The 23414-nt window shown below is 53.5% G+C and carries 31 protein-coding genes and 1 tRNA gene; 6 read left to right on the top strand and 26 right to left on the bottom strand.

Annotated elements, in window-relative coordinates; translation table 11 throughout:
• Window positions 1-30: 30 nt before the first annotated feature.
• The 9 genes from BEN30_RS15165 to BEN30_RS15200 are packed head-to-tail and all read right to left on the bottom strand — an operon-like array spanning window position 31 to window position 3830.
• The gene (locus tag BEN30_RS15165) at window positions 31-552 is read right to left on the bottom strand and encodes a hypothetical protein (RefSeq protein WP_139135066.1); all 522 of its coding nucleotides are present in this window, start codon (window positions 550-552) and stop codon (window positions 31-33) included.
• Window positions 497-817, bottom strand: coding sequence for a hypothetical protein (locus BEN30_RS18730; RefSeq protein ID WP_170827085.1), 321 nt, complete (start codon window positions 815-817; stop codon window positions 497-499). Before BEN30_RS18730 ends, BEN30_RS15165 begins: the two co-directional genes overlap by 56 nt.
• Before the next feature lie 44 nt (window positions 818-861).
• Window positions 862-2037: a replication initiation factor domain-containing protein gene (locus tag BEN30_RS15170; protein WP_139135067.1), complete on the bottom strand. Its 1176-nt coding sequence runs from the start codon at window positions 2035-2037 to the stop codon at window positions 862-864.
• Window positions 2038-2087: 50 nt separating this feature from the next.
• Window positions 2088-2303, bottom strand: a complete 216-nt coding sequence (locus BEN30_RS15175) for a hypothetical protein (RefSeq protein WP_069959160.1) — start codon at window positions 2301-2303, stop codon at window positions 2088-2090.
• Window positions 2300-2545: a hypothetical protein gene (locus tag BEN30_RS15180; RefSeq protein WP_069959161.1), complete on the bottom strand. Its 246-nt coding sequence runs from the start codon at window positions 2543-2545 to the stop codon at window positions 2300-2302. The genes BEN30_RS15175 and BEN30_RS15180 overlap by 4 nt, the downstream gene beginning before the upstream one ends.
• Window positions 2542-2748: a hypothetical protein gene (locus BEN30_RS15185; RefSeq protein ID WP_170827086.1), complete on the bottom strand. Its 207-nt coding sequence runs from the start codon at window positions 2746-2748 to the stop codon at window positions 2542-2544. The genes BEN30_RS15180 and BEN30_RS15185 overlap by 4 nt, the downstream gene beginning before the upstream one ends.
• A complete protein-coding gene (locus BEN30_RS15190) occupies window positions 2724-2918 on the bottom strand; it encodes an Acb2/Tad1 domain-containing protein (protein WP_069959163.1) in 195 nt (64 codons plus the stop codon). Before BEN30_RS15190 ends, BEN30_RS15185 begins: the two co-directional genes overlap by 25 nt.
• Window positions 2915-3376, bottom strand: coding sequence for a hypothetical protein (locus tag BEN30_RS15195; RefSeq protein ID WP_069959164.1), 462 nt, complete (start codon window positions 3374-3376; stop codon window positions 2915-2917). Before BEN30_RS15195 ends, BEN30_RS15190 begins: the two co-directional genes overlap by 4 nt.
• Before the next feature lie 10 nt (window positions 3377-3386).
• Window positions 3387-3830 carry a DUF736 family protein gene (locus BEN30_RS15200; RefSeq protein WP_069959165.1) on the bottom strand — a complete coding sequence of 148 codons (444 nt, stop codon included), beginning with the start codon at window positions 3828-3830 and terminating at the stop codon, window positions 3387-3389.
• Between the two features lie 360 nt (window positions 3831-4190).
• On the opposite strand from BEN30_RS15200, the gene BEN30_RS15205 reads away from it, so the two are divergent.
• Entirely contained in the window at window positions 4191-4724 is a 534-nt protein-coding gene (locus BEN30_RS15205; protein WP_069959166.1) for a helix-turn-helix domain-containing protein, read from the top strand.
• 101 nt (window positions 4725-4825) lie between these two features.
• Here the strand turns inward: BEN30_RS15205 and BEN30_RS15210 are convergent, their stop codons facing one another.
• The 11 genes from BEN30_RS15210 to BEN30_RS15260 all read right to left on the bottom strand — a co-directional run bounded on the left by BEN30_RS15210 (window position 4826) and on the right by BEN30_RS15260 (window position 16082).
• A complete protein-coding gene (locus BEN30_RS15210) occupies window positions 4826-5611 on the bottom strand; it encodes an MBL fold metallo-hydrolase (protein ID WP_069959167.1) in 786 nt (261 codons plus the stop codon).
• 4 nt (window positions 5612-5615) lie between these two features.
• Complete coding sequence (locus BEN30_RS15215) at window positions 5616-6404, bottom strand: TatD family hydrolase (RefSeq protein ID WP_069959168.1); 789 nt, start codon at window positions 6402-6404, stop codon at window positions 5616-5618.
• Between the two features lie 12 nt (window positions 6405-6416).
• Entirely contained in the window at window positions 6417-7976 is a 1560-nt protein-coding gene (gene metG, locus BEN30_RS15220; protein ID WP_069959169.1) for a methionine--tRNA ligase, read from the bottom strand.
• A 34-nt stretch (window positions 7977-8010) separates the two neighbouring features.
• Window positions 8011-9168 (bottom strand): DNA polymerase III subunit delta', encoded by a 1158-nt coding sequence (locus BEN30_RS15225; protein ID WP_069959170.1) that lies wholly within the window; start codon window positions 9166-9168, stop codon window positions 8011-8013.
• A complete protein-coding gene (gene tmk, locus BEN30_RS15230; RefSeq protein WP_069959171.1) occupies window positions 9168-9806 on the bottom strand; it encodes a dTMP kinase in 639 nt (212 codons plus the stop codon). Before tmk ends, BEN30_RS15225 begins: the two co-directional genes overlap by 1 nt.
• 2 nt (window positions 9807-9808) lie before the next feature.
• The gene (locus tag BEN30_RS15235; RefSeq protein ID WP_069959172.1) at window positions 9809-10972 is read right to left on the bottom strand and encodes a D-alanyl-D-alanine carboxypeptidase family protein; all 1164 of its coding nucleotides are present in this window, start codon (window positions 10970-10972) and stop codon (window positions 9809-9811) included.
• A gap of 146 nt (window positions 10973-11118) precedes the next feature.
• A complete protein-coding gene (locus tag BEN30_RS19150) occupies window positions 11119-12060 on the bottom strand; it encodes a septal ring lytic transglycosylase RlpA family protein (protein WP_281201848.1) in 942 nt (313 codons plus the stop codon).
• A gap of 191 nt (window positions 12061-12251) precedes the next feature.
• The gene (locus BEN30_RS15245; RefSeq protein WP_245649067.1) at window positions 12252-13478 is read right to left on the bottom strand and encodes a lytic murein transglycosylase; all 1227 of its coding nucleotides are present in this window, start codon (window positions 13476-13478) and stop codon (window positions 12252-12254) included.
• 22 nt (window positions 13479-13500) lie between these two features.
• Window positions 13501-14439, bottom strand: a complete 939-nt coding sequence (locus tag BEN30_RS15250) for a YdcF family protein (RefSeq protein WP_170827087.1) — start codon at window positions 14437-14439, stop codon at window positions 13501-13503.
• A gap of 7 nt (window positions 14440-14446) precedes the next feature.
• The gene (locus BEN30_RS15255; protein ID WP_069959175.1) at window positions 14447-14857 is read right to left on the bottom strand and encodes an ankyrin repeat domain-containing protein; all 411 of its coding nucleotides are present in this window, start codon (window positions 14855-14857) and stop codon (window positions 14447-14449) included.
• Between the two features lie 79 nt (window positions 14858-14936).
• Complete coding sequence (locus tag BEN30_RS15260) at window positions 14937-16082, bottom strand: PP2C family protein-serine/threonine phosphatase (protein WP_069959176.1); 1146 nt, start codon at window positions 16080-16082, stop codon at window positions 14937-14939.
• A 230-nt stretch (window positions 16083-16312) separates the two neighbouring features.
• Between BEN30_RS15260 and BEN30_RS15265 the strand changes: the two genes are divergently transcribed.
• Together BEN30_RS15265 and BEN30_RS15270 are read left to right on the top strand one after the other, a co-directional pair.
• Window positions 16313-16774 carry a bacteriohemerythrin gene (locus BEN30_RS15265; RefSeq protein ID WP_069959177.1) on the top strand — a complete coding sequence of 154 codons (462 nt, stop codon included), beginning with the start codon at window positions 16313-16315 and terminating at the stop codon, window positions 16772-16774.
• Window positions 16775-16830: 56 nt separating this feature from the next.
• Window positions 16831-17133 carry a hypothetical protein gene (locus BEN30_RS15270; protein WP_069959178.1) on the top strand — a complete coding sequence of 101 codons (303 nt, stop codon included), beginning with the start codon at window positions 16831-16833 and terminating at the stop codon, window positions 17131-17133.
• Here the strand turns inward: BEN30_RS15270 and BEN30_RS15275 are convergent.
• From BEN30_RS15275 to BEN30_RS15285, 3 genes are all read right to left on the bottom strand, one after another.
• Window positions 17118-18356, bottom strand: a complete 1239-nt coding sequence (locus BEN30_RS15275) for a DUF2336 domain-containing protein (RefSeq protein WP_245649068.1) — start codon at window positions 18354-18356, stop codon at window positions 17118-17120. The genes BEN30_RS15270 and BEN30_RS15275 overlap by 16 nt on opposite strands.
• Window positions 18357-18373: 17 nt before the next feature.
• Window positions 18374-20113, bottom strand: a complete 1740-nt coding sequence (locus tag BEN30_RS15280; RefSeq protein ID WP_139135068.1) for a sensor domain-containing diguanylate cyclase — start codon at window positions 20111-20113, stop codon at window positions 18374-18376.
• Window positions 20114-20215: 102 nt separating this feature from the next.
• Entirely contained in the window at window positions 20216-20590 is a 375-nt protein-coding gene (locus tag BEN30_RS15285) for a hypothetical protein (protein ID WP_170827088.1), read from the bottom strand.
• 255 nt (window positions 20591-20845) lie between these two features.
• Here BEN30_RS15285 and BEN30_RS15290 point away from each other — a divergent pair, with 255 nt between their 5' ends.
• The 3 genes from BEN30_RS15290 (at window position 20846) to BEN30_RS15300 (ending at window position 22031) form a co-directional block, all read left to right on the top strand.
• Entirely contained in the window at window positions 20846-21289 is a 444-nt protein-coding gene (locus tag BEN30_RS15290) for a hypothetical protein (protein ID WP_069959181.1), read from the top strand.
• A 109-nt stretch (window positions 21290-21398) separates the two neighbouring features.
• Window positions 21399-21602 carry a hypothetical protein gene (locus BEN30_RS15295; RefSeq protein ID WP_069959182.1) on the top strand — a complete coding sequence of 68 codons (204 nt, stop codon included), beginning with the start codon at window positions 21399-21401 and terminating at the stop codon, window positions 21600-21602.
• Window positions 21603-21689: 87 nt separating this feature from the next.
• Window positions 21690-22031 (top strand): hypothetical protein, encoded by a 342-nt coding sequence (locus BEN30_RS15300; protein ID WP_069959183.1) that lies wholly within the window; start codon window positions 21690-21692, stop codon window positions 22029-22031.
• Window positions 22032-22066: 35 nt separating this feature from the next.
• Here BEN30_RS15300 and BEN30_RS15305 read toward each other — a convergent pair whose 3' ends face one another.
• The 3 genes from BEN30_RS15305 to BEN30_RS15315 all read right to left on the bottom strand — a co-directional run.
• Window positions 22067-22657: a hypothetical protein gene (locus tag BEN30_RS15305; RefSeq protein ID WP_139135070.1), complete on the bottom strand. Its 591-nt coding sequence runs from the start codon at window positions 22655-22657 to the stop codon at window positions 22067-22069.
• 131 nt (window positions 22658-22788) lie between these two features.
• Window positions 22789-22878: transfer RNA gene (locus tag BEN30_RS15310), tRNA-Ser, on the bottom strand.
• A gap of 125 nt (window positions 22879-23003) precedes the next feature.
• Window positions 23004-23414, bottom strand: a 411-nt coding sequence (locus tag BEN30_RS15315; RefSeq protein ID WP_170827049.1) for a transposase, incomplete at its 5' end; no start/stop codon positions are given.

Raw genomic sequence — 23414 nt, forward strand, 5'->3', positions numbered from 1 at the left:
TTTCCATATACGGCCATACGCAACCCGCTTCTAGTTCCCGACATGCTCATCCCCTTCGCTTGAGGTTTCCGCAACAGTCGCAGAAACCCGCGCTTTTCGCTTTTCCATTTTCTCGTTAAGTACGCCCTTGACCACCGGACCAAAACCGATGAACAAAATAATCGCATCCTCAAGAGCCTGAGACCCCAGACGTTCCAAAAGAGGAGCAATCGCACTATCAGCGAGACGCCGATAGACCACTTCCACGGAAGCCCTGAATTCTTCATCGCCCGCGTCAATTTGAAGAGACTTATAGCCCCGCTTGCGCCCGATCCACGCGCACGTTTTGACGACATGGTTATGAAACTTATCTTCCGTATAGAAGCGCTTGACATCATCCGTTGTAATTCGGCCCTGAGGCTCGTCGTTTTCATTCGCCGCCTCGCCACCCTCAAAAACGACTTCACCATCAACCACCCGTGCCCCAAATAACGGACTTTGCGGCACGTCCTCAGCTTCACCAGCTAAGGGACCATCCGTTTCCACTTCCGCCTTTTTGTTCATTCCGAACATCGCTTGCCCCTTCGTTTGCGTTACGCGTTTCCGCCTTGGTTTCCGTATACGGAACTTGAGGCGCTTTTTGTTCCGGAATTTCCGGAACTGGCACCGTCTCATTGCGTATAGGCTCGAACATCGGCAAATCGCTTTCGTGCGATACGTCCGGATTGAACCGATGATGTTGCAGACACGTTTTTTCTTTGTGATTTACATAGAACCGCCCGTGTCCTTTTGTTTCACCTTGCCGAAAAACTTCAACACGCACCGTCTTGCCGTGCATGTAACATTCCGGACAAGGGACCGTGCCGTATGGTCCCGTCGCCATTAAAACGGTACTCCCTCTCTCTGTTCGTCTATGAAAAATAGCCGCTTATCCGCCGCAAAATATTTGCGCTTGAACTGGACCGGATCACGGCTTGCAAAGGCGCTAAATTCATCCGCGATAACTTGCGCGAATTCGTGCGCCGCCTCCTCAGGAGTGTTGCCCATGGCGACGGCATAGCTCACGCACCATCCCATCACGCCGTTGCGGTACATATCTTGAATATCTTCACGCCGCCCCTCGACAACACGCTTTCTATCCGCCTTCGCCATATACGGAACAAGAGCCGTGTTGACCTCTTCACGCAAAATGGCCCAAAGCGCATGATCTGGAACGCGTGTTACATTTTCGCCCGGTTCAGGTTGGCGCTTCATCATCCGCACGGCTTGACACGCGGAACCGAACAGCGCCGCGAATTTCACTTCCAAATCTTCAAACGTGGTGATTTTCCATTCTTTCAAATGGATCTTCCCGGCGCGCATTTCGACACGCCAAATGGGTGGGCAATCGTCCTTTTCAAAGCCCCAAAGCGCATACCAATGCGAAGATACCTTGCGCGCCACTTCCCGCCGCTTGTCATAGATGATGGTTTGCCGCCCCGGCATCTTGCCGATGGTGACGCTATTGCTCATTCTGTTTGCGTATGAAACGACGAATTCAGAGCCGCCCAAGGGGATGCCCTCTTGATCATCACCGCGTACCAGCATTTGACTGTGTGAATGGCAAGAGACGAGCCCCACGTCCAACGTGAAGCCCTCAGCAACGAAATCAACGGCAAAATCCACCCGCGATATACTTTCGTCTATCACCTTGGCCCCAAAGGCCTCTAGCCGCCCATACAGCGCCGCCTTGGTTTCGTGATATCCGTTGACGGCTAATTGAGCGTTTGCGACGGAAACACGAATATTCCACTCCCTAGGGTCCGGATTATCCTTAATAGTCCAGATTTCACCGTCCGGACCTGTATCAAAGCAAAAAGCATACCCACCAGAAGCGCCCGTTTTACCAATATGACCGTGCACGCCTTCAATAACCACATATTCAGGCTTTCCTTCCGACGTGGCTTTTGCCTTCGCATCGCGCATGAGAGCGCGAACACTTGAAGGCAAACACCCCATAAACGCCACGTCTAGGCTATCAATCCCTTTTCTCAGGACTCGATATTCCGATTGTTCCATTAGTCTGTAATCCTAGAGGGGGGTGCTACATAGACCCCCGCTTAGTTCCGTCAATAAAAACGATCATCTTTCAATTGCTTCGCCAACTCTTCAACAAGCGCACCAATTGAACGCTTAACCAGCGCCGTTTCACCGTTGTATGAAATCTTTTTGCAAACAGGCTTAGGACACGCCGTTCTGCTCAGTAAAAGCTCACCCGAAGTTATGCCATTGCGAACCGAAACCTTAACGCTCAACTCAAGATCATGATCTCTGTCATTGCTCATTGGTCAAACTCCCAAGCCAAGCATTCCATGTAACTTGCCATCACTTCCGCACTCAAAAACACCGTGCCCGAAGCTGGCAAATAATCAGGGCGGCCCATACGAAGCAACGCGGCCAACGCCTTCTTTTTTGACGTTGAGGAACCCGAAAACATGATGTTTCCGGCAACTTCAAAGGCGAAATACCAATGCCCCTTTTCCACCCTTTTTAACGTGATAATCGCCGCAACTTTAATTCCGCTCATGCCACCAACTCCAACTTGTCAAACTCAACACAATAGCCGCCATCATCCGCCGCAAAATCGTGACGCTCACACCATCCGCCAACGCGGAACCGACACCGCCCACAGCGCAGAGGCGAATTGCCACCGCCTGAAACCACGTCAAAATCACGATCCAATAACGGGGTGATATGGCGCACCATCACTTGACGATCCGCCCCGCCCACATCATCGCCTCATCAAGCCGCGCCATGGCTTCCGATACGGAGCGATGTACGTCATTGGCCTCAGCGCTCTTGCACTGTTCCGCCCGCTCCGCACCGATTTCAGAAACCAGCAACGCGATGCATTTGGCATAGTGCTTTGCCGTGTTGTATTTTTCCTCTTGCCTAGTCATGACCTAAGCCTCCTCATTTCAAAATTGTCAGGCAATCCGCCCATGCCATCCTGGTCATAAAAATCATCCCAGAAACGCCAAAAATTCTTGCTGTCAAACGCCCGCGCCGTATTCGACGCCCGCATGTAAAGCGTTGCCGGGAAATGCTTTGTGCAGGGCAAAAGCTCGACTTTGCAAAACACACCCAAAGGCGGATTTTTCCAGTAAGCCGATTGCGGAAATTCCCGAACCTTGAGCCAGAAATATTCATGCTCACGCTCACGAAAAACCGTCGCCAAATCGGCAATAAAATCAAACGTACCCTTGAGAGCGAAGTCCTGCCCCTGATACGTCCAAAGAACCATCCATTGTTTGACGGTTATCGGATCGCGCATTTTTCCCGTGTCCGCATCCAACAAAAAGCCGCCCGTTCCCTTGCGAGAACGGACGGAAGTTTGAGGAGTGCGAACAAAAGACATTCAACGCGCCTTAGTAGGGGATGCTATCGTTATCAACGGACGAAGGCGACGGCGCACCGCCGAAGTCTTGCCCGCCGTTCCCGGCCTTCGGACGTGACCAGCGCAACGTGAAATTCGCGGGTTTGCCCTTGGGCGTGTCTTTGGGTTGCTCATCATCGGGAAACGCCGCCAAATAAATCGGCTTGTCGGTCATGTGAGGATGGTCGACGGTGATGGAGAAAAACGAGCCGCCCGCCTTGAGCTTTTTGACCCAACATTGACCAACCACGCCATATTGACCGGAACGGCTTTTCATCTTCATTTCGTAATCGGGCGACTTGACCGGATCGCGCTTTTCAGCAACCGGGATCAAATAGAAATCGCCAATAATGTTTCCGAAGTCGATTTCCCCCGCGTACACGGTGGGCTTGCCTTCAACATCACGGCGCAACACATATCCACATTCAATAGCCATAGCTGTTTTTCCAATTCTGTTAGCTGTTTTCGTTTCCTACGCGCTCCGCGCAGGGGCTGTTTTTTGCCGTTTTAAAAACGGGTTTGAAAGAGGGGGGAGAGGTTTTTCAGGCCTCTCCCCATTTTAGAAAGGGAAGCCATGGCAACCCGTTTCCAAAACACCCCGTTGTGAAACAGCCAGAAACACAGCGCGGGGCTAAAACTTTTTACACCTCATCTTGTGCCGTTAACCTTTCGTTAACCCCTTCCCTTGGGGGTGGCACACCATTCAGTTGTTAGCTGAAAGATGAAGCATACATCTAGCGATTGTCAACCGTTAACTTAAAGATTAGATTTGAACTGCAAAAAAGGAGAACAGCACATGGCCCGCACCCGCCAAAACACCACCCGCTACATATCGTCTTTTGAGCATGGCCTTACCGTCGAAATAGCTGGGAAAATCAAAGACTTTCCTTCTATTGGCGACTACATAGAGGCGTGCCTAGTGACGTGGCCCGGCGACTATAAAAGCCGCTCTGACGTAGCCGTTGCGCTGGGCATAACCCCTCAAAGTTTGTCTATGTGGATGAACGGCGTGCGCTTTCCAACAGACGAAAATATGGTAAAACTTGCTCACATCTTAGAAACCGACGCCGACGCCGCACTAATGCACCTGAATATTTGGCGCACCCGTGGCGAAGCGCAAAATGCATATATTCGCATGGCTAAAAAGATAGGTGCCGTCGCCGCCGCCATCTTTGGCCTGTATATTTTGACCAATCCGAGCACCGCGCACGCCGCCCCGATTGCCCTAGAACAAATCGGGCACAGCCTAACATGGGCACGGGAAACAGTGTATATTATGGAAAATTACGTTATATATTTTATATCAATATGTTATGTGGATTATGTTTAAATATACATGAAGTCGTACGTATATGGTGTGTTGGCGTTTTGGGAGCGTGCTTGGATTGCGGCTTTGAGGCTTGGCTTCTTAGCGTCAGCCTGCCCCGCAGCTCAGACCTCTATGGTCAGGCCGTCGTAGGCGACGAAGATGTTTTTGGGCAGTTTGGCTTGCAGGGTTTCGAAATCGAGGCCGAAGCCTAAGTGGGTGAAGTACGCGCGTTCCGGCTTTACCCTTTCGCACCACGCGAGTGCCGTCTCGACGTCCAAGTGGGTGGGATGCAGTGTGGCGGCAAAGGTGCCCAGCATCCATACTTTGATGCCCTTGAGCAGCTCAAAACCGTCTTCGTGCATGGAAATCAGGTCCGTTGTGTAGGCAAAGTCGCCAAAGCGTAGCCCAAACGTAGTCATATAGGCATGGTCTTGTTCAATCGCCGTCACCTCCAAGCCGCCTGCGTTAAACGCTTCGCCGTGGTGAAAGGCATGCATGTTGAGCGTGGTTTTGTAAAACATCGTGGCTTCTGGAGACAACGGTTCCAGCACGTAGCCAAAGCGGCGTTGGATCGAGGCTATGGTTCCGGCGTCGGCAAACGCCTCAATCGGCGCGTTCATAAGACGGTTGATGCCGCGTAAATCATCAATGCCATGCAGGTGATCGGCATGCGCATGTGTGTAAACAACACCGTCGAGGTGCTTGATTTCATGGCGTAAAAGTTGTTCGCGCAAATCCGGTGAGGTGTCGACAAGGACGGATTTTGATACCCCCTCAATTTGGTCCTCAACCAAAATAGACGGCCGGGTGCGGCGATTTTTTGGGTTTTTCGGGTCACATTTGCCCCATCCGGCTTCGACGCTGGGGGTGCCGGTGCTGGAACCGCTGCCGAGAACCGTGATGCGCATGGGCTCAGAATCCCTCCGCAGGTCGAGGGGCTTTGGTGAACAAACGATAGAAGTTATCGGTGGTTACGGTTTCAATCTCATCTTCTGAGACACCCTTGATTTCCGCCAGTTTCGCCGCCGTGTAGCGGGTGTAGGCGGGCTCGTTGGGTTTGCCGCGAAACGGTATTGGAGCCAGATAGGGGGCGTCGGTTTCGACCAAAAAGCGTTCCAGCGGCACATCTTTGATGGCGTCACGCACGTTTTGCGCCTTGTTAAACGTGACGATGCCCGAAATGGAAATATAAAAGCCCAGCTCAACTGCCTCTGTGGCGAATTCAGCAGAGGCGCTAAAGCAATGAATAAGCCCGGGAAAAGCTCCCTGCTTCATTTCATCTTTTAAGATAGCCATGGTGTCGTCATCGGCGTCGCGAGTGTGTACGATGAGCGGCAATTGCAGACGCCGCGCCGCTTCGATGTGGATGCGAAAGCTTTTTTGTTGCTGGGCGCGGGGGCTGCGTTCGTAAAAGTAATCCAGCCCGGTTTCGCCAAAGCCGACGACTTTGGGGTGATCGGCCAAGCGCAACAGCTCATCCAGCTGGACCATCTCGCCCTTGCCCGCTTCATGGGGATGAACGCCAACGGTGCAGTAAATGTTGGGTTGCGCCTCAGCCACCGCCAAAACAGCGGGAAAACGGCTGAGTTCCGTGCCGATGGTCAACATGGCGCCGACCCCTGCCGCCTCCGCACGGCGCACCACGTCCGCCAAATCGGCGAATTCGGGGTAGTCGAGGTGACAGTGGCTGTCGACAAGCATGGGCGATTGGGGTTACTTCCCCTCCTCTTCCGGATCAACAAAACGCGGGAACACGCCTGCGGGGGGCGGCAACTGGGTGCCCGGCACCAAGGCATGGCCTTCGCCCATGAAGTCAAAACTGCGGTGCTCCGGCGAAATCGCCAACAGGTCGAGCATCTTGGCCATGGATTGGGGCATAAACGGCTGCAAAATCAAACCCAAATGGCGAATGCATTCGGCCAGCACATAGAGCACCGTTTCCATGCGTGGAGGATCTTCTTTTTTGAGCTTCCAAGGTGCTTGGCGGTCCACATAGCCGTTGCATGCACGAACCACCACCCAGATGTCTTCCAGCGCGCCGTTAAAGGCCTGCACGTCCATGCGTTCGCGGGCTTGGTCCAATGTCGTGCGCGCGGCGCCCAGCATTTGTAAGTCGTCTTCGGTGAATTCGCCATGTTGAGGCACCGCGCCGCCACAGTTTTTGTTGACCATCGACAGCACCCGCTGGGCCAGATTGCCCAAATCGTTGGCCAGTTCACCGTTCATGCGCGACACCATGGCCGCGTGAGAAAAGTCGCCATCATTGCCAAAGGGCACTTCGCGCATCAAGAAATAGCGCACCGGGTCCAGGCCGTAACGGTCCACCAATTCGATGGGATCAATGACGTTTCCGGTGGATTTGGAGATTTTCTGACCTTCGTTGGTCCACCAGCCATGGGCAAACACGCGCTTGGGCGGCTCGATCCCGGCGGCCATCAAAAATGCTGGCCAATAGACCGCGTGAAAGCGCAAAATATCCTTGCCCACCATGTGCAGGTCGGCGGGCCAATAGGTTTGGAATTCGCCATGGTTTTCATCGGGAAAGCCGACGGCGGTGATGTAGTTGGTCAACGCATCCAGCCACACGTACATGATGTGGTCTTCGTCGCCGGGAACCGGAATGCCCCATTTGAACGTGGTGCGCGACACCGACAGGTCCAACAGCCCGCCTTCAACAAATTTGGTGACTTCGTTGCGTCGGGTTTTGGGCAAGATGAAATCGGGGTTTTCGTCATAGAACTTGAGCAGTCGATCGCCCCACGCTGATAGCTTGAAGAAGTAACTGGCTTCTTCGACCCATTCAACAGGAGCGCCGGTGGGCGCGGTAAAGACGCCGTCTTTGCCTTTGGTGAGTTCGCTTTCGGCATAAAAGGCTTCATCGCGGACCGAATACCAGCCCGCATATTTGTCCAAATAGATTTCGCCCCGCTCTTTCAGACGCTTCCACAATTCCTGAACCGACAGGCGATGGCGTTCTTCGGTGGTGCGGATGAAATCGTCGTTGGTGAAATTCATCGTGCCCAAAAGATCGCGAAACCGCTGCGACACTTGATCGGTGAAGGTTTGCGGATCGACGCCTTTGTCGTTGGCGGATTTTTCAACCTTCTGCCCGTGCTCGTCGGTTCCGGTGAGGAATTTGACGTCGTAGCCGTCCAAACGCATGAAACGCGCCAGCACGTCGCACGCCAGCGTGGTGTACGCATGGCCGATGTGCGGCACATCGTTTACATAGTAGATTGGCGTCGTCACGTAATAGCGTTTAGCCCCGGCCATCGCTTAGCTCTTTCTCTTCAATGCCTTAATCATTTCAACGCGCGGTTCGAACGGTGTTTTCAAGGTCCAGAAAGGCGTCCAGAACCACTTGTTTTTTGTCCAGGTTCAAACCGGTGGTGCGCGCCACCAAGTGATTGATCTTTTCCCACACTAAGAACCAACGATCAAGGCTTGCCTGAGACGCAAGTCCAGCCATGAACAAGGCTTCGTCATCGGCCATGGAGGACGTCGCCGGTAATTTCCCCGCAGCGGTCAAGATCATCCGCTCCAACCACCAGCGCAACAACCCGGTGACGGTGAGAAACGCTTCGTCGGCACCCGGGCGGGCGACCTTGTCGGCCAGACGGTGCAAATCCTTGACGTTCAGGCGCGGCAGGGTGTGAAGCAGGCTGAGCAGCTCAGCGTAAAGCTCCAAACCGCCCTCTTCCACCAAGCCCAAAGCGCGGCCAATGGAGCCGTCGCTCAGCGCCGCCAAGCGCTGTGCATCCGGCCCGGAGACTTCGGGCGCATAGGTCTGTACCAACTGGGTGATGCGATCAGAACTTAACGGGCGCAATTTCAGGGTCCGGCAGCGCGACCGGATGGTCGGCAGCAGACGCCCCGGATTGTGGCTGATCAGCATCAGCAGGGCATTTTTGGGCGGTTCTTCGAGCACTTTGAGCACCGCGTTGGCGGCGTTGACGTTCATTTCGTCGGCGCTGTCGATGATCACCACGCGAAACCCGCCTTCCGCCGGGGTCAGGCGCATAAACCCACCCACTTCGCGTACGCTGTCCACATCGATGACCGATTTGAGTTTGCCGGTTTTTTCATTCAGGCGGCGTTCAATCACCAACATATCGGCATGACCGCCCGCGACGATGCGCTGATATACGGGGCTTGAAGACGAGACTTCTAAACTGATTGGGTCGGCTTTGGGCAAGGCGTCGCCAAACAGGCCCGGCCCGTCTTGATTCCCCCCCTCTTTTTTGCCGTTGGCCAGCACAAAGCGGGCAAAGCGGTGCGCCAAGGTGGCTTTGCCGATGCCTTTGGGCCCGGTGAACAGCCACGCGTGGTGCATGCGGCCGGAGTTATAAGAGTCCAACAGCACCTGCTCCACCTCTTCATGGCCTTGCAGCTGGGTGTTGGCAATGGGCAGCGGCGGCCAGTTGTCTGGATCAAAGCCGTCTTCAGGAGCGAAAGAGGAGCTCATCAAAACGCCACTCCCAACTTGGTGGCGACCGCGTCATGGATGGCCATGGCGACGGCACCCACGTCTCCGGTGGCGTCGATCACTTCGCAGCGATGCGGGTCTTTTTTGGCAATTTCCAAAAAGCCGTCGCGCAAACGGGTGTGAAAATCCGTGCCCATGCGTTCATAGCGGTCTTCGCCCTCGCCCCTTGATTTCGCACGGGCAAGGCCTGTTTCGACAGGCATATCCAGGATTAAGGTCAGATCGGGACGCAGATCGCCGACCACAAGGCGGTGCAGACGGCGAATGATTTCGCGGTCCATGCCGTGGCCATAACCTTGATAGGCCATGGTGGAATCGGCGAAACGGTCGCACAACACCCAGGTGCCCTCTGCCAATGCGGGAGCAATGACTTTTTGAATGTGTTCATGGCGCGCGCCGTAGTTCAGCAGCGCTTCGGTCAGCGGTTCCCAGCGGTTGGTATCGCCTTGGACCAATAAGGTGCGGATGGCTTCCCCACCAGGTGAGCCGCCCGGCTCACGGGTGGTGAGAACGTTGAGCCCTGCGTGCTGCAAGGCGTCTTTGAGAAGGTTGATTTGGGTCGACTTTCCAGCCCCCTCCCCCCCCTCAAGCGTGATGAACCGCCCCGGTTTGGTCATTGTTAATAGGACCCACCCCACAAAATGTAATCCAACGCCGCGCCCAATCGACCAACCAGACCCAACTGTTCAACACTTTCGGCGGCCAGCAGCGGAATTTCAACCGGAGCAACGTCCGGTGCGGTGATGCTCAGCGTGCCCAAACGTTGACCTTTGAGGATCGGTGCCGGAAGCGGCTCTTGGAAGGTTGCTGTGACTTTCATATCGGGGCGCACCCGCTTGGGCAGGGTCAACGTCAGGTCGTTTTCAATAACCAACGCGACGCTGGGTTTTTCGCCCAACCACACTTTGGCATCGGTCACCACGTCGCCAGCTTTAAACAGCGCGTAGTTGTCGAATTCACGAAACCCCCATTCCAACAGGCGCTCAGATTCCGTTGAGCGCATTTTTTTGGATGCCAAGCCGTTGACCACCAGCACCAAACGGCGGTCTTTGCGCTTGGCCGACGCGGTCAAGCCATAACCGCTTTCTTCAGTGTGGCCCGTTTTCAGGCCATCGGCCCCCATATCTTTGTAAATCAAGGGATTACGGTTCGATTGCTTGATGCCGTTGAAGAAAAAACTGTGCTCGGAATAATAATGATAAAACTCCGGGAAGTGTTCCACCGTCAGCTTCGCCAAATGCGCCAAATCGTGGGCGGAGAGCCGATGATCGGGGTTGGGCCATCCTGTTGAGTTTTTGAACGTTGAGTTGGTCATGCCCAACTCGCGGGCTTTGGCGTTCATTTCTTCGGCAAAGGCCTCTTCGCTGCCCGACAAGGCTTCGGCGATGACAATGCAGGCATCGTTGCCGGACTGCACGATGATGCCGCGGATCAGGTCTTCGACGCGCACCCGCATGGCGGGTTCCAAAAACATCGTTGAGCCGCCTGTGCTTTCCCCGCCGTTGCGCCAAGCGTTTTCGGACACATAAAACTTATCATCAAGCGACAGCCGTCCGTCTTTTAGGCGTTCAAAGACCATGTACAGCGTCATCAGCTTGCTCATGGACGCGGGTGCCATCAGTTCGTCGCCATTTTTGTCCAGCAACACCGTATTGGTCTCGGTATCGACCAAATAGACGTGGCTTGCTGGGGTTTCCAGGGCGTGAACGGATGATGCAGCGCATACAAAGGTGAAAGCGGCAGCAGCGAGAACGGAGATGTGTTTATGGCGAGAAATAAGCATTAAGGCCGTCTTACAGTTGGTGATAAAGGGGAATCGGCATGACTTCAGGGCAACTTTACGCGCCCTGGAACGTTAGGGCTAGGCTTCTATAATCAAGAAATAAGCCAACATTATGCCCGTAAGCAAAAAAAACGTGTGCAAAAGAATCAGTTGCGCGCCGTCTTTTCCACCACCGTGCGGGCGTTGACGTATCCGGCATCAACCACTTCCATCAATAAAGCATCGGCGTCGGCGACGCTGCTCAAGGGGCCGACACGCACGCGAAACAAATCGCGACCATTGACGGAAATGGGCGTCACACTGACATTGCCAATGGTGGTCAAATGATTTTTCACGCGTTCCGCATTGCCGACATCCGAAAATGCCCCGGCTTGAACATAAAGCTGGGTTGGCGATACGGCCACCCGACTGATTTGCCCGACCGGGGCAATTTTGCTGGCAGATTGGGTGACGGGGGCATCCAGTATTTGCGTATGCGTGACCAGTTGCGCTTGTACGACCGGTGCCGATTGGGGCGCGACATACAGTTGCCCTGGCGCTTTTGCGTTGCGTTGATCTTCCAAAGGATCAGAAAGCGTTTGGCTGGCAACGGGCTCTGAATTCACCCCTTTAACGGAGATGGGTGTGTCCTTCGCGGCCAATTGAGTGCCGCCGGCCTTGGCGCGTTCGGCCGCAACACGGCTTTCGTTGGGCATGATTTGCACGCGTACTTTTGCGGTTCCGGTCTGTTCGACCCCCAACAATTGCGCCGCGCGGCGCGATAGATCGATGATGCGTCCTGCCACATAGGGACCACGGTCATTGATGCGGATGACCAAAGACCGACCGTTCTCTAGATTGGTAACGCGAACAATGGACGGCATCGGTAGGGTTTTGTGTGCCGCCGAAACGTCCCATTGGTCATAAATTTCGCCGTTTGCGGTATATTTTCCGTGAAAGTTGGGGCCGTACCAAGAGGCAATCCCGGTCTCGTCATAGGCCATATCTTCTTCGGGGGTGTATTCAACCCCTTTCACTTTGTAAGGCTTGCCGACCTTATAATCGCCTTGAGACTTATTGGTTTCCCCCAATCGCTTTGCGGTGTGCATGACAAATCGGGTTTCCGCGCATGCCGTTAACAGCACTGCGGTCGTCACCAGGAGGCCAATTTTTCGAAGAATGTGATGTGAGGACATGCAAAGACTTTCAAGTCGGGCTTAAATGATCCGGCAACGTGTTGGATTACTTTGGCATGTCAGTGATTACAAAAGAGTAAACGGACCCGCGCGATTTTGGGCCCTTACAGCCCGCTTCTCACACTTTCCAGAAGTTCAAGCGATGGATAACCATCCGGCTCTAAGCCTTTGGCATCTTGAAACTTACGCACGGCTTCGCGGCTGTTGGGGCCGATCACACCATCAGTTCCCCCCGTATCGAAGCCCAGTGCGGTCAGACGTTCTTGCAGCTCAATGCCTTCGGCGTGACTGATGCCGCGTTCGCTATTGGGGCCAAGGGTCGAAAAGGCCGGAAGACCCACCAGACGATCCGCCAGCTGACCAATGGCCAAAGCGTAGTTTATGGACTGGTTCCACACCATGATGGTGCGGAAGTTCCCGTAAACCAAAAATGCCGGCCCTTTCGCTCCTGCCGGGGCCACGATGCTGGCGGTCATCTCTGCCCCCGTGGATGGAATCGGCAAGCCTGAACCGTCGACACGGCGCACGCCCAAGGCCTGCCACTGCGGCAAGGTTTTGCGCACCTTTAAAACCGCCAGGTTAAAATCAAAGCCCTTGGGCAATTTCACTTCCCGGCCCCAGATTTCATCACCCTTCCACCCGGCTTTGCTGAGAAAATTGGCGGCGGATGCATAAGCATCGCCTTGATTGCCCCAGATATCGATTTTGCCGTCGCCGTCATAGTCCGTGGCGTAGGCATCAAAGGTGGTGGGGATAAACTGAAAATGCCCCATGGCACCGGCCCAAGAGCCTTTCATGCGTTCCGCCGAAATGTGGCCTTGGTCGATGATTTTGAGGGCGGTGAACAATTGCTGGCGAAAGAATTTGCTGCGCCGCCCATCGTGGGCCAGCGTGGCCAAAGCGGCGATGGTCGGGAAATAGCCTTCCGCCAAGCGTCCAAAATCCGTTTCCAAGCCCCAAAAGGCGATCAAGAAGCGCGGTTGAACACCATATTTTTCACTGATTTCCGTCAACATCTTGGCGTTTTCGGCCAGTTTGAGCTTGCCGGTTTCAATGCGCTTGTCATTGACCAGATTGTCCATGTACTTGCGAAACGTCCAGGTGAACTCCGGCTGACGACGGTCCAATTCGACAACCCGGGGAATCGGTTCAAGTCCGGTTAAAGCGGCGTCCAAGGTCTTATCAGAGATGCCCTTGGTCCGGGCTTCGGCGCGCAGTTCCACCAGCCAATCCGCAAAGGACTGCTCTGCGGCGGGCTGGTCTTCAGCATAAACGGGTACCGCAGCTAAAATGAAGACAGCGGCGAAAAAAGCAAAAATCAGCCTCGACATGTGCATCCCTTTGGAAAAAATTCTACTGCGTCACTTGTGCCACTGGATTGGCGGGAGGAAAAGAGCCTGCCGCCGGATTTGTTGCCGGACCTAATGTATGGTTTTGAAGAGGCGCAGGAAACAGCGTGTCGGTTTTTTGTCGCAGCCACGCGAAGGTCAATGCGCTCCACTCATAAAGGGCATCATTGGCCGCATGAAGATTTCCCGGCCAGCTGGGGCGCCACGACATGGGGCGTCCGGATTGCTCACCAGGCAACGTTCTGTAATCCACGGGATAGGCCAATATGTTCCAGCCCGCCTTGCGAAAGAGACCGACCGCGCGCGGCATATGCTGCGCCGAGGTGATCAAAACCCATGGTTTGACACCCGGTTGGAGACGTTCATAGCTGATCTGTGCGCCTTCTTCGGTGTTGCGCGAAACGTCTTCAAACCACATCGCTTCGGTATTCATCCCTAACTCTTGCAAAAACCGCTTTGATACTTCGGCTTCCGTTGGTTTGACGTCAAACACAAGCCCCTGCCCGCCCACATAAGCCAATTGGGCTTCGGGGTGAAGGCGTGCCAAGCGCATGAATTCGGTCAGCCGCTCGATGTTGCCGCCGACTTGCACCTGATTGCGTTCACGGGTCATGATCGTATTCACCGAACCACCCAGCACCAAAATACCGGCGATGGGGCTGCCGTCGTTCAGATGGGTCGGATCGGTCTGTATCGGGAAACGCTCTTCCAGCTTGTTAAGAGCCCATATCCCGACCGGAAACATGCCAATGCCGATATAACACAGCAGCACCAACCCGAGTAATTTACGACCCTTGGCGACCCAGTTCGAGTTCAGCAGCAAAATGAAGCTGAGGATCAGCCCGGCAATAAACAAAGAGGTGGGATTGAGGGCAAATACCAACAGCTTTTTCAATAAAAATATCAGCGTGGCGGAGTCTAAAGAGGCTGTTGATATGTCCAAGGGGTCCTCAGGGGTTGGCGCCGGCCAGTTGCAGCCGCGCGATCATGGTTTGAAACAAGTCGCGATACTGCTCCAACCCGCGGTGTTGGTCAACGGCACGGAATTTCTTTTGGGTGTGCTGCAACAAAGACTGGCCAAACTCTGTTTGGACATTTACACGCGCGCCCGCTTTGATCAGCACTTCAAAGGAGTCGATGGACGCGCCGTTCACCGCTGTCACCAAGGCGGTTTGTCCCAATACATCTTTGCAGTTGATATCGATGCCGTGCGCCAAAGCTTCTCGAACTTCGTCGGGTTCGTCCAAAAAGGCCGCTTCATGGAGTTGTGAACACACCCAATCGGTGGCGGCCTTGCTCTCGTGCGGAGTGAGCGTTGCCACAAGGACACTGAAAAACAAGATGGTGCGCGCTTTGAACATGGGACCTCCTGTGCGAAACAATGTTGATTTGTTACACGTGGGCGGTATTCCCAATCATTTCAATGAGGTTTTCTCAACCTTAAAATCGTTTGATGACGAAGCTGGTGATGTCGTCCGATTGCGGTGCGCCGTCGGTGTGGCCGCTGACAAAGGCAAAGACGTTGTTGGTCAGGGCATGGGCGGACAGCGACCGGTTTTCCAACAGGCAGTCCATCAAACGCTCTTCACTGAATGGATTGCGCTCCAGATCGAAGGCTTCGGTCAATCCGTCGGTGTAAATAAACAGCGCGTCGCCCTTTTCGATGCTCAGGCTGTCTTGCTGGTAAGGGACGCCGTGTTCAAACCCCAACACCACCCCGCCGCCGTCTTCAACAGCGACGATTTCACCGTTGCCGCGCACCAGATAGGGTGGCAAGTGACCGCCATTGGCAAAGCTGAATTCCCAGGTTTCCGGGTTTAAAATTCCGTAAAACGCGGTGACGAACATGCCGGGGATATTGTGCCCAATCAGCAACCGGTTGACTTCGGACAGGCACGCCGCCGGGCCTTTTAAGGCGGGTGCGGTGGCGCGAAAGAGAGTCCGCACAACCGCCATATAAAACGCCGCCGGAACGCCCTTGCCTGAAACGTCGGCGACAACAATGGCGATGGTGCCGTCGTCTAAATCAAAAAAGTCGTAAAAATCACCGCCCATTTCCTGCGCCGGGGTGGTCTGGGCAAAGACTTCCAGGTCTTGGGAATTGGGGAACTGATCGGGCAAAATGCGTTTTTGGATGCTGCCTGCCAAATCCATTTCACGGCGAATGGCGGACAATTGCGCTTCGGTGCGCCAAGCTTTGCGGCGAATTTCGCAATCTGCAAAAACTTTGCCCAAAGTCGCCAACAAGTCGTCCATGGACACCGGCTTGGTGAGAAAGTCGACGGCCCCTTGGTTCATGGCGGTGCGAATGGAGGGCAAGTCGCGGGAACTGGTCACCGCGATACGCGGCACACGCAAGCGCTTGCCCTTCATTTTTTGGAAAATGGAAAGTCCGCCGATGTCTTTGCTGTCGATCGACACCACGGCAATGTCGATATCGTCGAGTTCCGCCATAAGGCTCAAGGCATGTGCGCTGTCATTGGCAAAGACGAAGGCATGCTCGGCGTTACCGGACTCACCGCCAAAATACTCTCGAATGTGGCTCTCAAACTCAGGATCGTCGTCGATAATCAATGTCTTGGGCATGGCCCAGGCGTCTCCATGTCATGAGGCTCTGCGGCCTATAGAAGCAGTCTTAACACCAAACTGAGGTAAAGCCAAAAGCTGCGAACGGTGACAATTTTATGAAAGAAGTTGAATGTGCCAAAGGATCATGGCTGTATTCATGCAGGGCATCAAAATTTATTGATCGATTCTGGTTCATTCCGTTTGATTTCGGCCCACATTCATTCAGCGTTTTTCCCGAGAGGTGGGTTATGACGAGTACAATTGCGGGCACCATTGACGGCAAGGTTGTCTGGTCTGATGACATGAGTGTCGGATGCTCTGCGCTCGACGATGACCACAAAATTCTCATCCAAGCGCTCAATGATTTTATTGAAGCGCTGGAAAATGACGAAGGTGTGTTTGTCACCGATGGTATCTTTATGGTTCTGTTGGATTACACCAATTTTCATTTCGCCCGTGAAGAAGCCATTATGAAAGCCTGTGGCTACGCCGGGTTTGAAGATCACGTCAAAACCCATGGCGAGTTGAAAGAGCAGTTGATGGATGCGCGCACCCGCTATATGCGCAATCCTTCGCCCGACTTAGAAGATGAAATCCGCGATTTTTTGCTGAGTTGGTTACAAAGCCACATTTTGGTCCGCGATATGGATTATAAAGGTAGGGTCGCCGCATCGGGCCAAGACCTTGACTCGATTTTGGCAAATATCTGATTTTTCACCAGCCCCCATCCCGCCTTCCCCTTCCGTTTTATTGAAAGCACAGTTGCATGGGACAGGTTGTTAGATTTCTCGGGTTGTTACTGTTGGGCATTGGCGGGACCTTGGTGATCTTTAGTCACTTGTCCATGGGCATGGTCTATGGATGGGATAAGTTAGCCGAACAGGTGGCCTCCGATCCAACCGGAACGATGCTTTCAATTGTCGCTTTTGTTCCCGGGGGGATCGTGTACGGTCTTGGCATATTGGTGGAAAAGATCGGCAAGCGTTCAGATGAAAAATGGGCGGCCCTGAACGCTCAAAGAGACGTTGAAAATTCCGCGTCAGAAAGCTCAGATCAAGCTGAGTCCTGAAAAAACTCCAACTGCCACTCCATTTCGTCTTTGGTGAAGGGGTATTCCCCATCTGAGCTGCCCTGCACTTCGCGCGGAGGGATTTTGGCGATGCGTTTTTGCACCAAAACGGCTGTTTGCATGGACAATTCCGCTTTCCAACACAAAGCCACAACCCCTTTGACGCTGGAGAGTTCAAATATTTTGGTGATGGTGCTCAAGCTGATACCGGATCTCAGCGCCATGGCGGTTTTCACAAACACGCCATCGCCGCTGTGACAGGCTTCGCGAATGACTTTGTCATCCAACTGGCCTTGTTTAAAGAGCTTTTTCGCGCGTTCCTCTGGGGGGCCACCTTCTTCGCGGGTGCGGGTGCCCTCGGCGGCTTCCATGCGGCGTTCAAATTCTTCGCGCACCGCTTCGGCGGCGTTGTCGCCCAAATCGGCGCGCAACGCCAAGGTGTCGAGCAATGAGTCGGCGACAAACTCAGCCAACCGCAACACCGCTTTGCGCGATAATTTAGGTCTTCCGACCAAGGGCTTATGCCACGGTTCGATATCGCGGGCACTTTCGACGATACGGTCCAAAGTGTCTTCGCGAATTTGTGCGGATTTGTTGCCCAACATGACACCGATGGCATCGATATCTTCGGAAAAATAGATCGCGTCGCTGATGTCTTCGCTGATGTTTTTGCGTTTTGAAATGATGCTGAGTGCACCCAAAACCGGGGTCGAGGTGATGATTTCCAGCAGGTCTTCGTCGGATAAAACCGGCGAATGTTCCAGCACCGGCGCGCACACCACCAATTCAACATCGCGGGCCAGCCTGCGGATCACTTCAGGCGGTGCATTGGCGATGTCTTTGAGGGTTTCCGACAAAATGCGCCGCACCCGGGTGGCTTGATCCTTGGCCAAAAGATCCAACACATGGTGGGTCAGCTCGTGAACCTTGTCCAATTCGGCTTCGTTGAGCCCTGGTATCAGTTGGCCGATTTTTTCCGCCAAATTAAAGCGTACACCATCGTCATCGTCACGCGACAACAACAGATCGGCCTGACGCGGCGTCGAGATGTTCTTGGCAATCGCGCGGCGGACTTCAGGGGATGTATCTTCGGCGAGAAAATACAGGATTTCCGGGACCAAATCCTCGCGCTTGGCAAGCTTAAGACGGACCTTAACGTCCTTGTCGTTGGCCAGGCGGCGGGCCTCATCATAAGCGATGGGTTTGCCGCGAAACTTATTCATGAACCCTTTAAACATCTTTAGAGCTCCCGATTTGGCTTTGCAACGTAAGGGGCGGCAAGGCAGAAATCGCCCTTGGAATTTTGTTTCACCTCGTACATGGCGGCGTCGGCGCGCGCCAGCAAACTTTCCAGGGGTTCCTTGGCCTCGGGGCGATAGACGGCGATGCCGATGGAAATCCCCAAGGGGCAGTCAGGATGTCCGGATAAATCCTGCAGTTTTTGAGACATTTTCAACAAGTGCTGTGATCTGACCACGGCGGTTTGTTCATCCACACCATCAAGCCACAAGGCAAACTCATCGCCTCCCAAACGTGAAATGACGTCACCGGGGCGGACAAAATCATGCAGCAAATTGCACAGCGTGATGATGGCCTCATCCCCTTTTAAGTGGCCGTGCACATCGTTGACCATCTTGAAGTTGTCCATATCAATGTAAAACAAGGCCCCCGTGGAGAGATCGTGTTCCATACGATGAAAGCGGCGCGGCAATTCTTCGTCATAAAAGGCCCGGCGGTTGAGCAATCCGGTCATGGCGTCCGTACGCGAAAGACGCAAGATACTTTCATGATTTTCGATTTGTTCGATGGCGATGCCCAACTGGTTGGAAATGTCGTTCACCAACAATCGGTCATCGTCCGTCCAATCGGCCCGCTTCCACAGGCAGATGACGCCATTGATTTCTCCGCCGTGAAGGCACGGTGCTCCAATGACCCGCCAGCCTTCGATTTCTTCTTCGCGAAGCCACGGATGGTCATGCGAGAATTTCAAGAAGTCGTCGCCAAATTGTCCCGGCCCACCACTGCCAAATTCGGCGGCTATTTCAAACTGCAAGCGCGCATCTTCACCTTCATCCAACGTGGTGCGCAGAACCCGGCAGCCGCTTGCCCCCATGGCCCGCGCCGTGGCGGCGGCGGCGGCGGCCAGCATATCAGTGGGGTTGATTTCATCGCGAATGGTGTTGACGATGTAGCCCAAAACCTGTTCGCGTTGGTGGGCATGGGCCAAGGCCGTGGTGCGTTCACGCTCCGACGTCACATCGCGGCACACACCACGCACACCCACGCGGGTGCCGTCTTCTTCGTTGAAGGGGATCGCGGACACGACCACACAGGCCATGCCGCCATCCGCGCGGTGCATCCACACCTCAACATCTTCGATGCGGTCATCGGATAAAAACGGTATGGGGTCGTATTCGTCTGGGCTGATGATGATTTCTTCTGGTCTGCGGCCAATCAGTTCATCTGAAGCGTAGCCCAGAGCGCCTGCGCGTGAGACAAACACAAAGCATCCGTCTTCACCGACTTCCCACGAAAAATCGCTGGAAATTTCCACCAAATCCTTAAACCGCTGACGCGATTCAATCAGCGCATCACGTAAGTTGCTGTCCAAGGTTTGGTCATGAAACAAGAACAGCACTTGATGCCCCAAGACATTGGGGATGAGATTGACTTGAAAAACCACCTGCCCTGCGGGTGTCGGCAACGTGAGATTGGCGCTCACCACGCAACCGTTATCGACGGCCTTTTGGGTCAGACTTGCAAGTTGATCGTTGATGTCGCCTTCGAACAACGCTTCGATGCGCTCGGCATGGCTGTTGGTGGTCAGGGAAGCGGTTTTTAAATTGAGCAGCACCGCTGCTTCACCATAGCCTGAAACCAAGGCCCCTTCGGGACTCAAGATATCATCGACCTTTGCATCGTCTTCGCCGGCGGCGTCGGTGTGCAAGGTGGCAGCTGCGGTGTAATCAGATCCAGTCATGAAGTTCACTTTAAACGTTTTTTCCCGAAGACTTCCATAAGTGAAAAAACAAAATGATGTTTAGAAAATCTTGGTGAGCTTATTCCGTGATGGGCCACACGTTTAGTGACAGGTCAAAGCGGCATCGAATGTGAAATCGCGTTCGTACCATTGCGGTTCGATCCATACGGCCACCGGACGACCAGCCGCAATCGTCTTTTTGACGAGAAACGATATCTTTTGCTGGTCCGCCAAACGCAATCGACGTTGACCGATCAAAGTATGATCATCGGCATAGTAGAGCTTCAAAATGCCCGTGCGCGGCCAATGTGCGCCGCGATTAGTGACATTAAACACAGCCCCCGTTTCGCCGCATGCGCTCGACACATGCAATCTGAGTTTTTCAAGTGGAGGCGTCATGATTTGGACTTGAGCCAGCATTTCTGGTGCAGCCAAGACGGAAGCAATCGAATATTGGGCGCACAGCGCCGTAATCAAGGCCCATCCGCAGGCACGAGCCCCCCTGCGTAGATATGTACAAAACATGGTGACATCCTGTCCCAAGAGCGGCCTCTCTTCTGAAAGGCGGGATTGTTTTTGCAATTGCATTTTTTGCAACCACTTTGAATCTCAACACGTTACGTCAACGGCTCTTAACAAATTGTAAGCGTTCACTGGACATTAATGTCGACACGTCTTAAATGCGTCGGATATAAAAAAATCCTTACCCCCTCAACCATTCGAGTGCACACCATGACTGCCTTAAACGCCGATAATTTTGAAGATTTAGCTCAGCAAAGCGTAACGTCGGGATCCAAAGACCGCATGCTGTACGTTTTCGTGCGGGCGGAAGCCGTGGAAAGCGCGGATGGAGAAGCCGAAACGGAGGATGGGGCTACCATGATTCAGATCCTGTTCGATGCCCATCAACCTGCCGTCCATGGCATGAACTTTGACGCCTTGCGCGCGACTGCGGATGCCCAAAACCCGACCTGGAATGTGGTTGTGGTCGGAATTGCGCGCAATTCAGACGCCAGTTTGCCCACACCGACCCAAGCACAAACCTTTTTGACGGATATGCGGGAAAAAATATTGCAAGGGGAGATTGAAGGTTATGCTCTGTTAGACCGCGACGGCATTCCTCTTGACGTGAGCGCCCAAGTCGTTCCCGTAACCACCAACGGGGTTTTAAATTGAGCCGTTTTGATGGCTGACAAATCACTGTTTTTCTGTATTTTCCCACTTGATCGGGTGGGAAAACGGCTTAATGTAAACGCGTTAATCTCCATTCGAAGGGGAAAATTCAATGGCCCTACACACAGGACTAAAATTTAAAACGTCGACCTCTATAAGCACCATTGAAGATTGGTTGGAAAGCAATTGCAAAGGTGAATGGGATGTGGAAATTGAAGCGATTTCCACAGCACTGCAGCAAAAATCCGTAGCGGTTTATTTCGAATCCGAAGCTGACCGTGATGCTTTTAAAGCCATCTATAAAGATCTCAAATAAGGTGTGTCGGCGTTAAAATACATTACGAAAGCCTGGGTGCGATAAAAGCATCCGGGTTTTTTGTCAAATGTATGCTATAGTTTGTCTATGACCATAGTTGATACACAGTTTAGCGGTGTTAGAGACGCATTTGAGAAGGCCTCCAGCGGTTATGGCTATGGGGTTAAGTCTTCTGCGCGGTCGGATTCGTCTGTCAAATCAACACCTGAGGCGACACAGCATGACGCCATTCATGACACGGTGTCTTTGTCTGCGGGTGGGGAAAAAATCGTAAACTTAAACCGTGGCCAGGAATTGTCTCAACAGATCAAAAACGCTCCTGTTGATAAAGATTTTGCAGAGAACCTCCGAAAATCAACTGAGGACGTCTTTCGCATCACCAAATTGTTCACCCAAACGGTAAAATCGGCATTCAGCTGGTTGCGCTGAAACGCCCTTTTTTATTGCCTCATATTCTAACCTGATTATTGGGGCCCATATCGGAGCAGCTCGTCGGTGCTGTTGAGCTTTATGTTTTCGAGGGCTTGTCCCTCGACCGTCGTGATCACCCCCCACAGAAGTCCACCGTTTAAAGCGACGTTTCCAAGTTGGTCGCGGGTAAACCAAATGACACGGGTGGCGATATACCATTCTCCGGCAGGAAGCCCTTCAAAACGAAAGGCGCCGTTTTTATCGGCGGTTATAACGCGCCGAAACGGCTCGTACTCAGGATCCTTTTGAACACCGCTGTATTCCTCAAAAAAGCCGTCTTTACGGGTAATGGAGACAATTTCATCGGTATAGGGACTTTTGGGGACCAGCGTCACGGTTTCACCGGCAGCCGTTTGAATAAATCCCCCTTGCGCTTTGAGAAACCCCTGCCCCGCAATGGTGCTCGTCCCTTCTTTGAGGGCCCATGCACTGGCGGTGGTGGAAAATGCGGTCTCAGGCTTATAGAGCGGTTTTGCGGCTGCCGCATTGGGCGGCAAAGGTTTTGAGGGCGATATCTGGGCAAGGGCATCCGCTTGAAACCCCAGCACAATCATCGAAACGAAAAGAATGAATATGAATTTCATGTGTGCCCCTTTGCCTCACCTCATCACGTCTCGTCTCGTCTCAACCAGAGCCTAAAGCATAAAGAAACAGACACAAACAGAAAAGCCAGCCCCAAAAGGACTGACTTTATAGGGGGCTGGCTCTTGAATTCTGGCGGATGGGGTGGGATTCGAACCCACGGAGGGCGTTAACCCTCGCTGGTTTTCAAGACCAGTGCCTTCAACCACTCGGCCACCCATCCTCAAGAGTTGTCCTGATAGCACCCGCATTGAAAAGGAGCAAGCCGTTGGCTTCAATAAATCGGCATTTTGTCACATATGCGTCAATTTCATATTGGGCGTTTAAATAGTTCGCCCTGAACAATGCCTAAGCCATTGATGTTTGGTATCGGATCATAAGTCGGGAAGTATCCGTTTTTACTATTTTGACTGTCTTTTCTGTCACGCTCATGATCCAGGCAAGCCAAAATGCCAGGGCGTTGAGGATCAGGCGCATGTTGTGGCCTGCGGCAACCAGCAGAGCGTTGATGGCGTCGCCAGTTTGGCCTTTTAGGAAGTTTCGATCAAGCCTGCCATCGGTTTTCATATGCCCGATGGTCGCCTCGATGGCCGATCTTCGTTTCAACTCACGCTTCATTTGGGGGCTCAATCCGCGCTTGTGTCCGGACAGCATGACCGAGGCCTCGCCCTCGTAATTATGGCCGCGATAGCCCCTATCGGCATAAATCCGCTCGGGATCGACACCAGTCATTTGCGCGGCCTGGGCGACGGTGTCGGA

It is taken from the genome of Magnetovibrio blakemorei, assembly GCF_001746755.1.
In the GTDB taxonomy this organism is placed as follows: Bacteria; Pseudomonadota; Alphaproteobacteria; order Rhodospirillales; family Magnetovibrionaceae; genus Magnetovibrio; species Magnetovibrio blakemorei.

Bases quoted from the DNA above. Each gene is read 5' to 3' on its own strand.
- BEN30_RS15195 (WP_069959164.1), bottom strand. From the start codon at position 3,376: ATGTCTTTTGTTCGCACTCCTCAAACTTCCGTCCGTTCTCGCAAGGGA.
- BEN30_RS15235 (WP_069959172.1), bottom strand. From the start codon at position 10,972: ATGCTTATTTCTCGCCATAAACACATCTCCGTTCTCGCTGCTGCCGCT.
- BEN30_RS15200 (WP_069959165.1), bottom strand. From the start codon at position 3,830: ATGGCTATTGAATGTGGATATGTGTTGCGCCGTGATGTTGAAGGCAAG.
- BEN30_RS18730 (WP_170827085.1), bottom strand. From the start codon at position 817: ATGCACGGCAAGACGGTGCGTGTTGAAGTTTTTCGGCAAGGTGAAACA.
- BEN30_RS15300 (WP_069959183.1), top strand. From the start codon at position 21,690: ATGACCATAGTTGATACACAGTTTAGCGGTGTTAGAGACGCATTTGAG.
- BEN30_RS15170 (WP_139135067.1), bottom strand. From the start codon at position 2,037: ATGGAACAATCGGAATATCGAGTCCTGAGAAAAGGGATTGATAGCCTA.
- BEN30_RS15280 (WP_139135068.1), bottom strand. From the start codon at position 20,113: ATGACTGGATCTGATTACACCGCAGCTGCCACCTTGCACACCGACGCC.
- BEN30_RS19150 (WP_281201848.1), bottom strand. From the start codon at position 12,060: ATGCACACCGCAAAGCGATTGGGGGAAACCAATAAGTCTCAAGGCGAT.
- BEN30_RS15275 (WP_245649068.1), bottom strand. From the start codon at position 18,356: ATGAATAAGTTTCGCGGCAAACCCATCGCTTATGATGAGGCCCGCCGC.
- BEN30_RS15215 (WP_069959168.1), bottom strand. From the start codon at position 6,404: ATGCTTGTCGACAGCCACTGTCACCTCGACTACCCCGAATTCGCCGAT.
- BEN30_RS15305 (WP_139135070.1), bottom strand. From the start codon at position 22,657: ATGAAATTCATATTCATTCTTTTCGTTTCGATGATTGTGCTGGGGTTT.
- BEN30_RS15270 (WP_069959178.1), top strand. From the start codon at position 16,831: ATGGGACAGGTTGTTAGATTTCTCGGGTTGTTACTGTTGGGCATTGGC.
- BEN30_RS15225 (WP_069959170.1), bottom strand. From the start codon at position 9,168: ATGAGCTCCTCTTTCGCTCCTGAAGACGGCTTTGATCCAGACAACTGG.
- tmk (WP_069959171.1), bottom strand. From the start codon at position 9,806: ATGACCAAACCGGGGCGGTTCATCACGCTTGAGGGGGGGGAGGGGGCT.
- BEN30_RS15205 (WP_069959166.1), top strand. From the start codon at position 4,191: ATGGCCCGCACCCGCCAAAACACCACCCGCTACATATCGTCTTTTGAG.
- metG (WP_069959169.1), bottom strand. From the start codon at position 7,976: ATGGCCGGGGCTAAACGCTATTACGTGACGACGCCAATCTACTATGTA.
- BEN30_RS15165 (WP_139135066.1), bottom strand. From the start codon at position 552: ATGTTCGGAATGAACAAAAAGGCGGAAGTGGAAACGGATGGTCCCTTA.
- BEN30_RS15210 (WP_069959167.1), bottom strand. From the start codon at position 5,611: ATGCGCATCACGGTTCTCGGCAGCGGTTCCAGCACCGGCACCCCCAGC.
- BEN30_RS15175 (WP_069959160.1), bottom strand. From the start codon at position 2,303: ATGAGCAATGACAGAGATCATGATCTTGAGTTGAGCGTTAAGGTTTCG.
- BEN30_RS15190 (WP_069959163.1), bottom strand. From the start codon at position 2,918: ATGACTAGGCAAGAGGAAAAATACAACACGGCAAAGCACTATGCCAAA.
- BEN30_RS15265 (WP_069959177.1), top strand. From the start codon at position 16,313: ATGACGAGTACAATTGCGGGCACCATTGACGGCAAGGTTGTCTGGTCT.
- BEN30_RS15260 (WP_069959176.1), bottom strand. From the start codon at position 16,082: ATGCCCAAGACATTGATTATCGACGACGATCCTGAGTTTGAGAGCCAC.
- BEN30_RS15180 (WP_069959161.1), bottom strand. From the start codon at position 2,545: ATGAGCGGAATTAAAGTTGCGGCGATTATCACGTTAAAAAGGGTGGAA.
- BEN30_RS15245 (WP_245649067.1), bottom strand. From the start codon at position 13,478: ATGTCGAGGCTGATTTTTGCTTTTTTCGCCGCTGTCTTCATTTTAGCT.
- BEN30_RS15255 (WP_069959175.1), bottom strand. From the start codon at position 14,857: ATGTTCAAAGCGCGCACCATCTTGTTTTTCAGTGTCCTTGTGGCAACG.
- BEN30_RS15295 (WP_069959182.1), top strand. From the start codon at position 21,399: ATGGCCCTACACACAGGACTAAAATTTAAAACGTCGACCTCTATAAGC.
- BEN30_RS15290 (WP_069959181.1), top strand. From the start codon at position 20,846: ATGACTGCCTTAAACGCCGATAATTTTGAAGATTTAGCTCAGCAAAGC.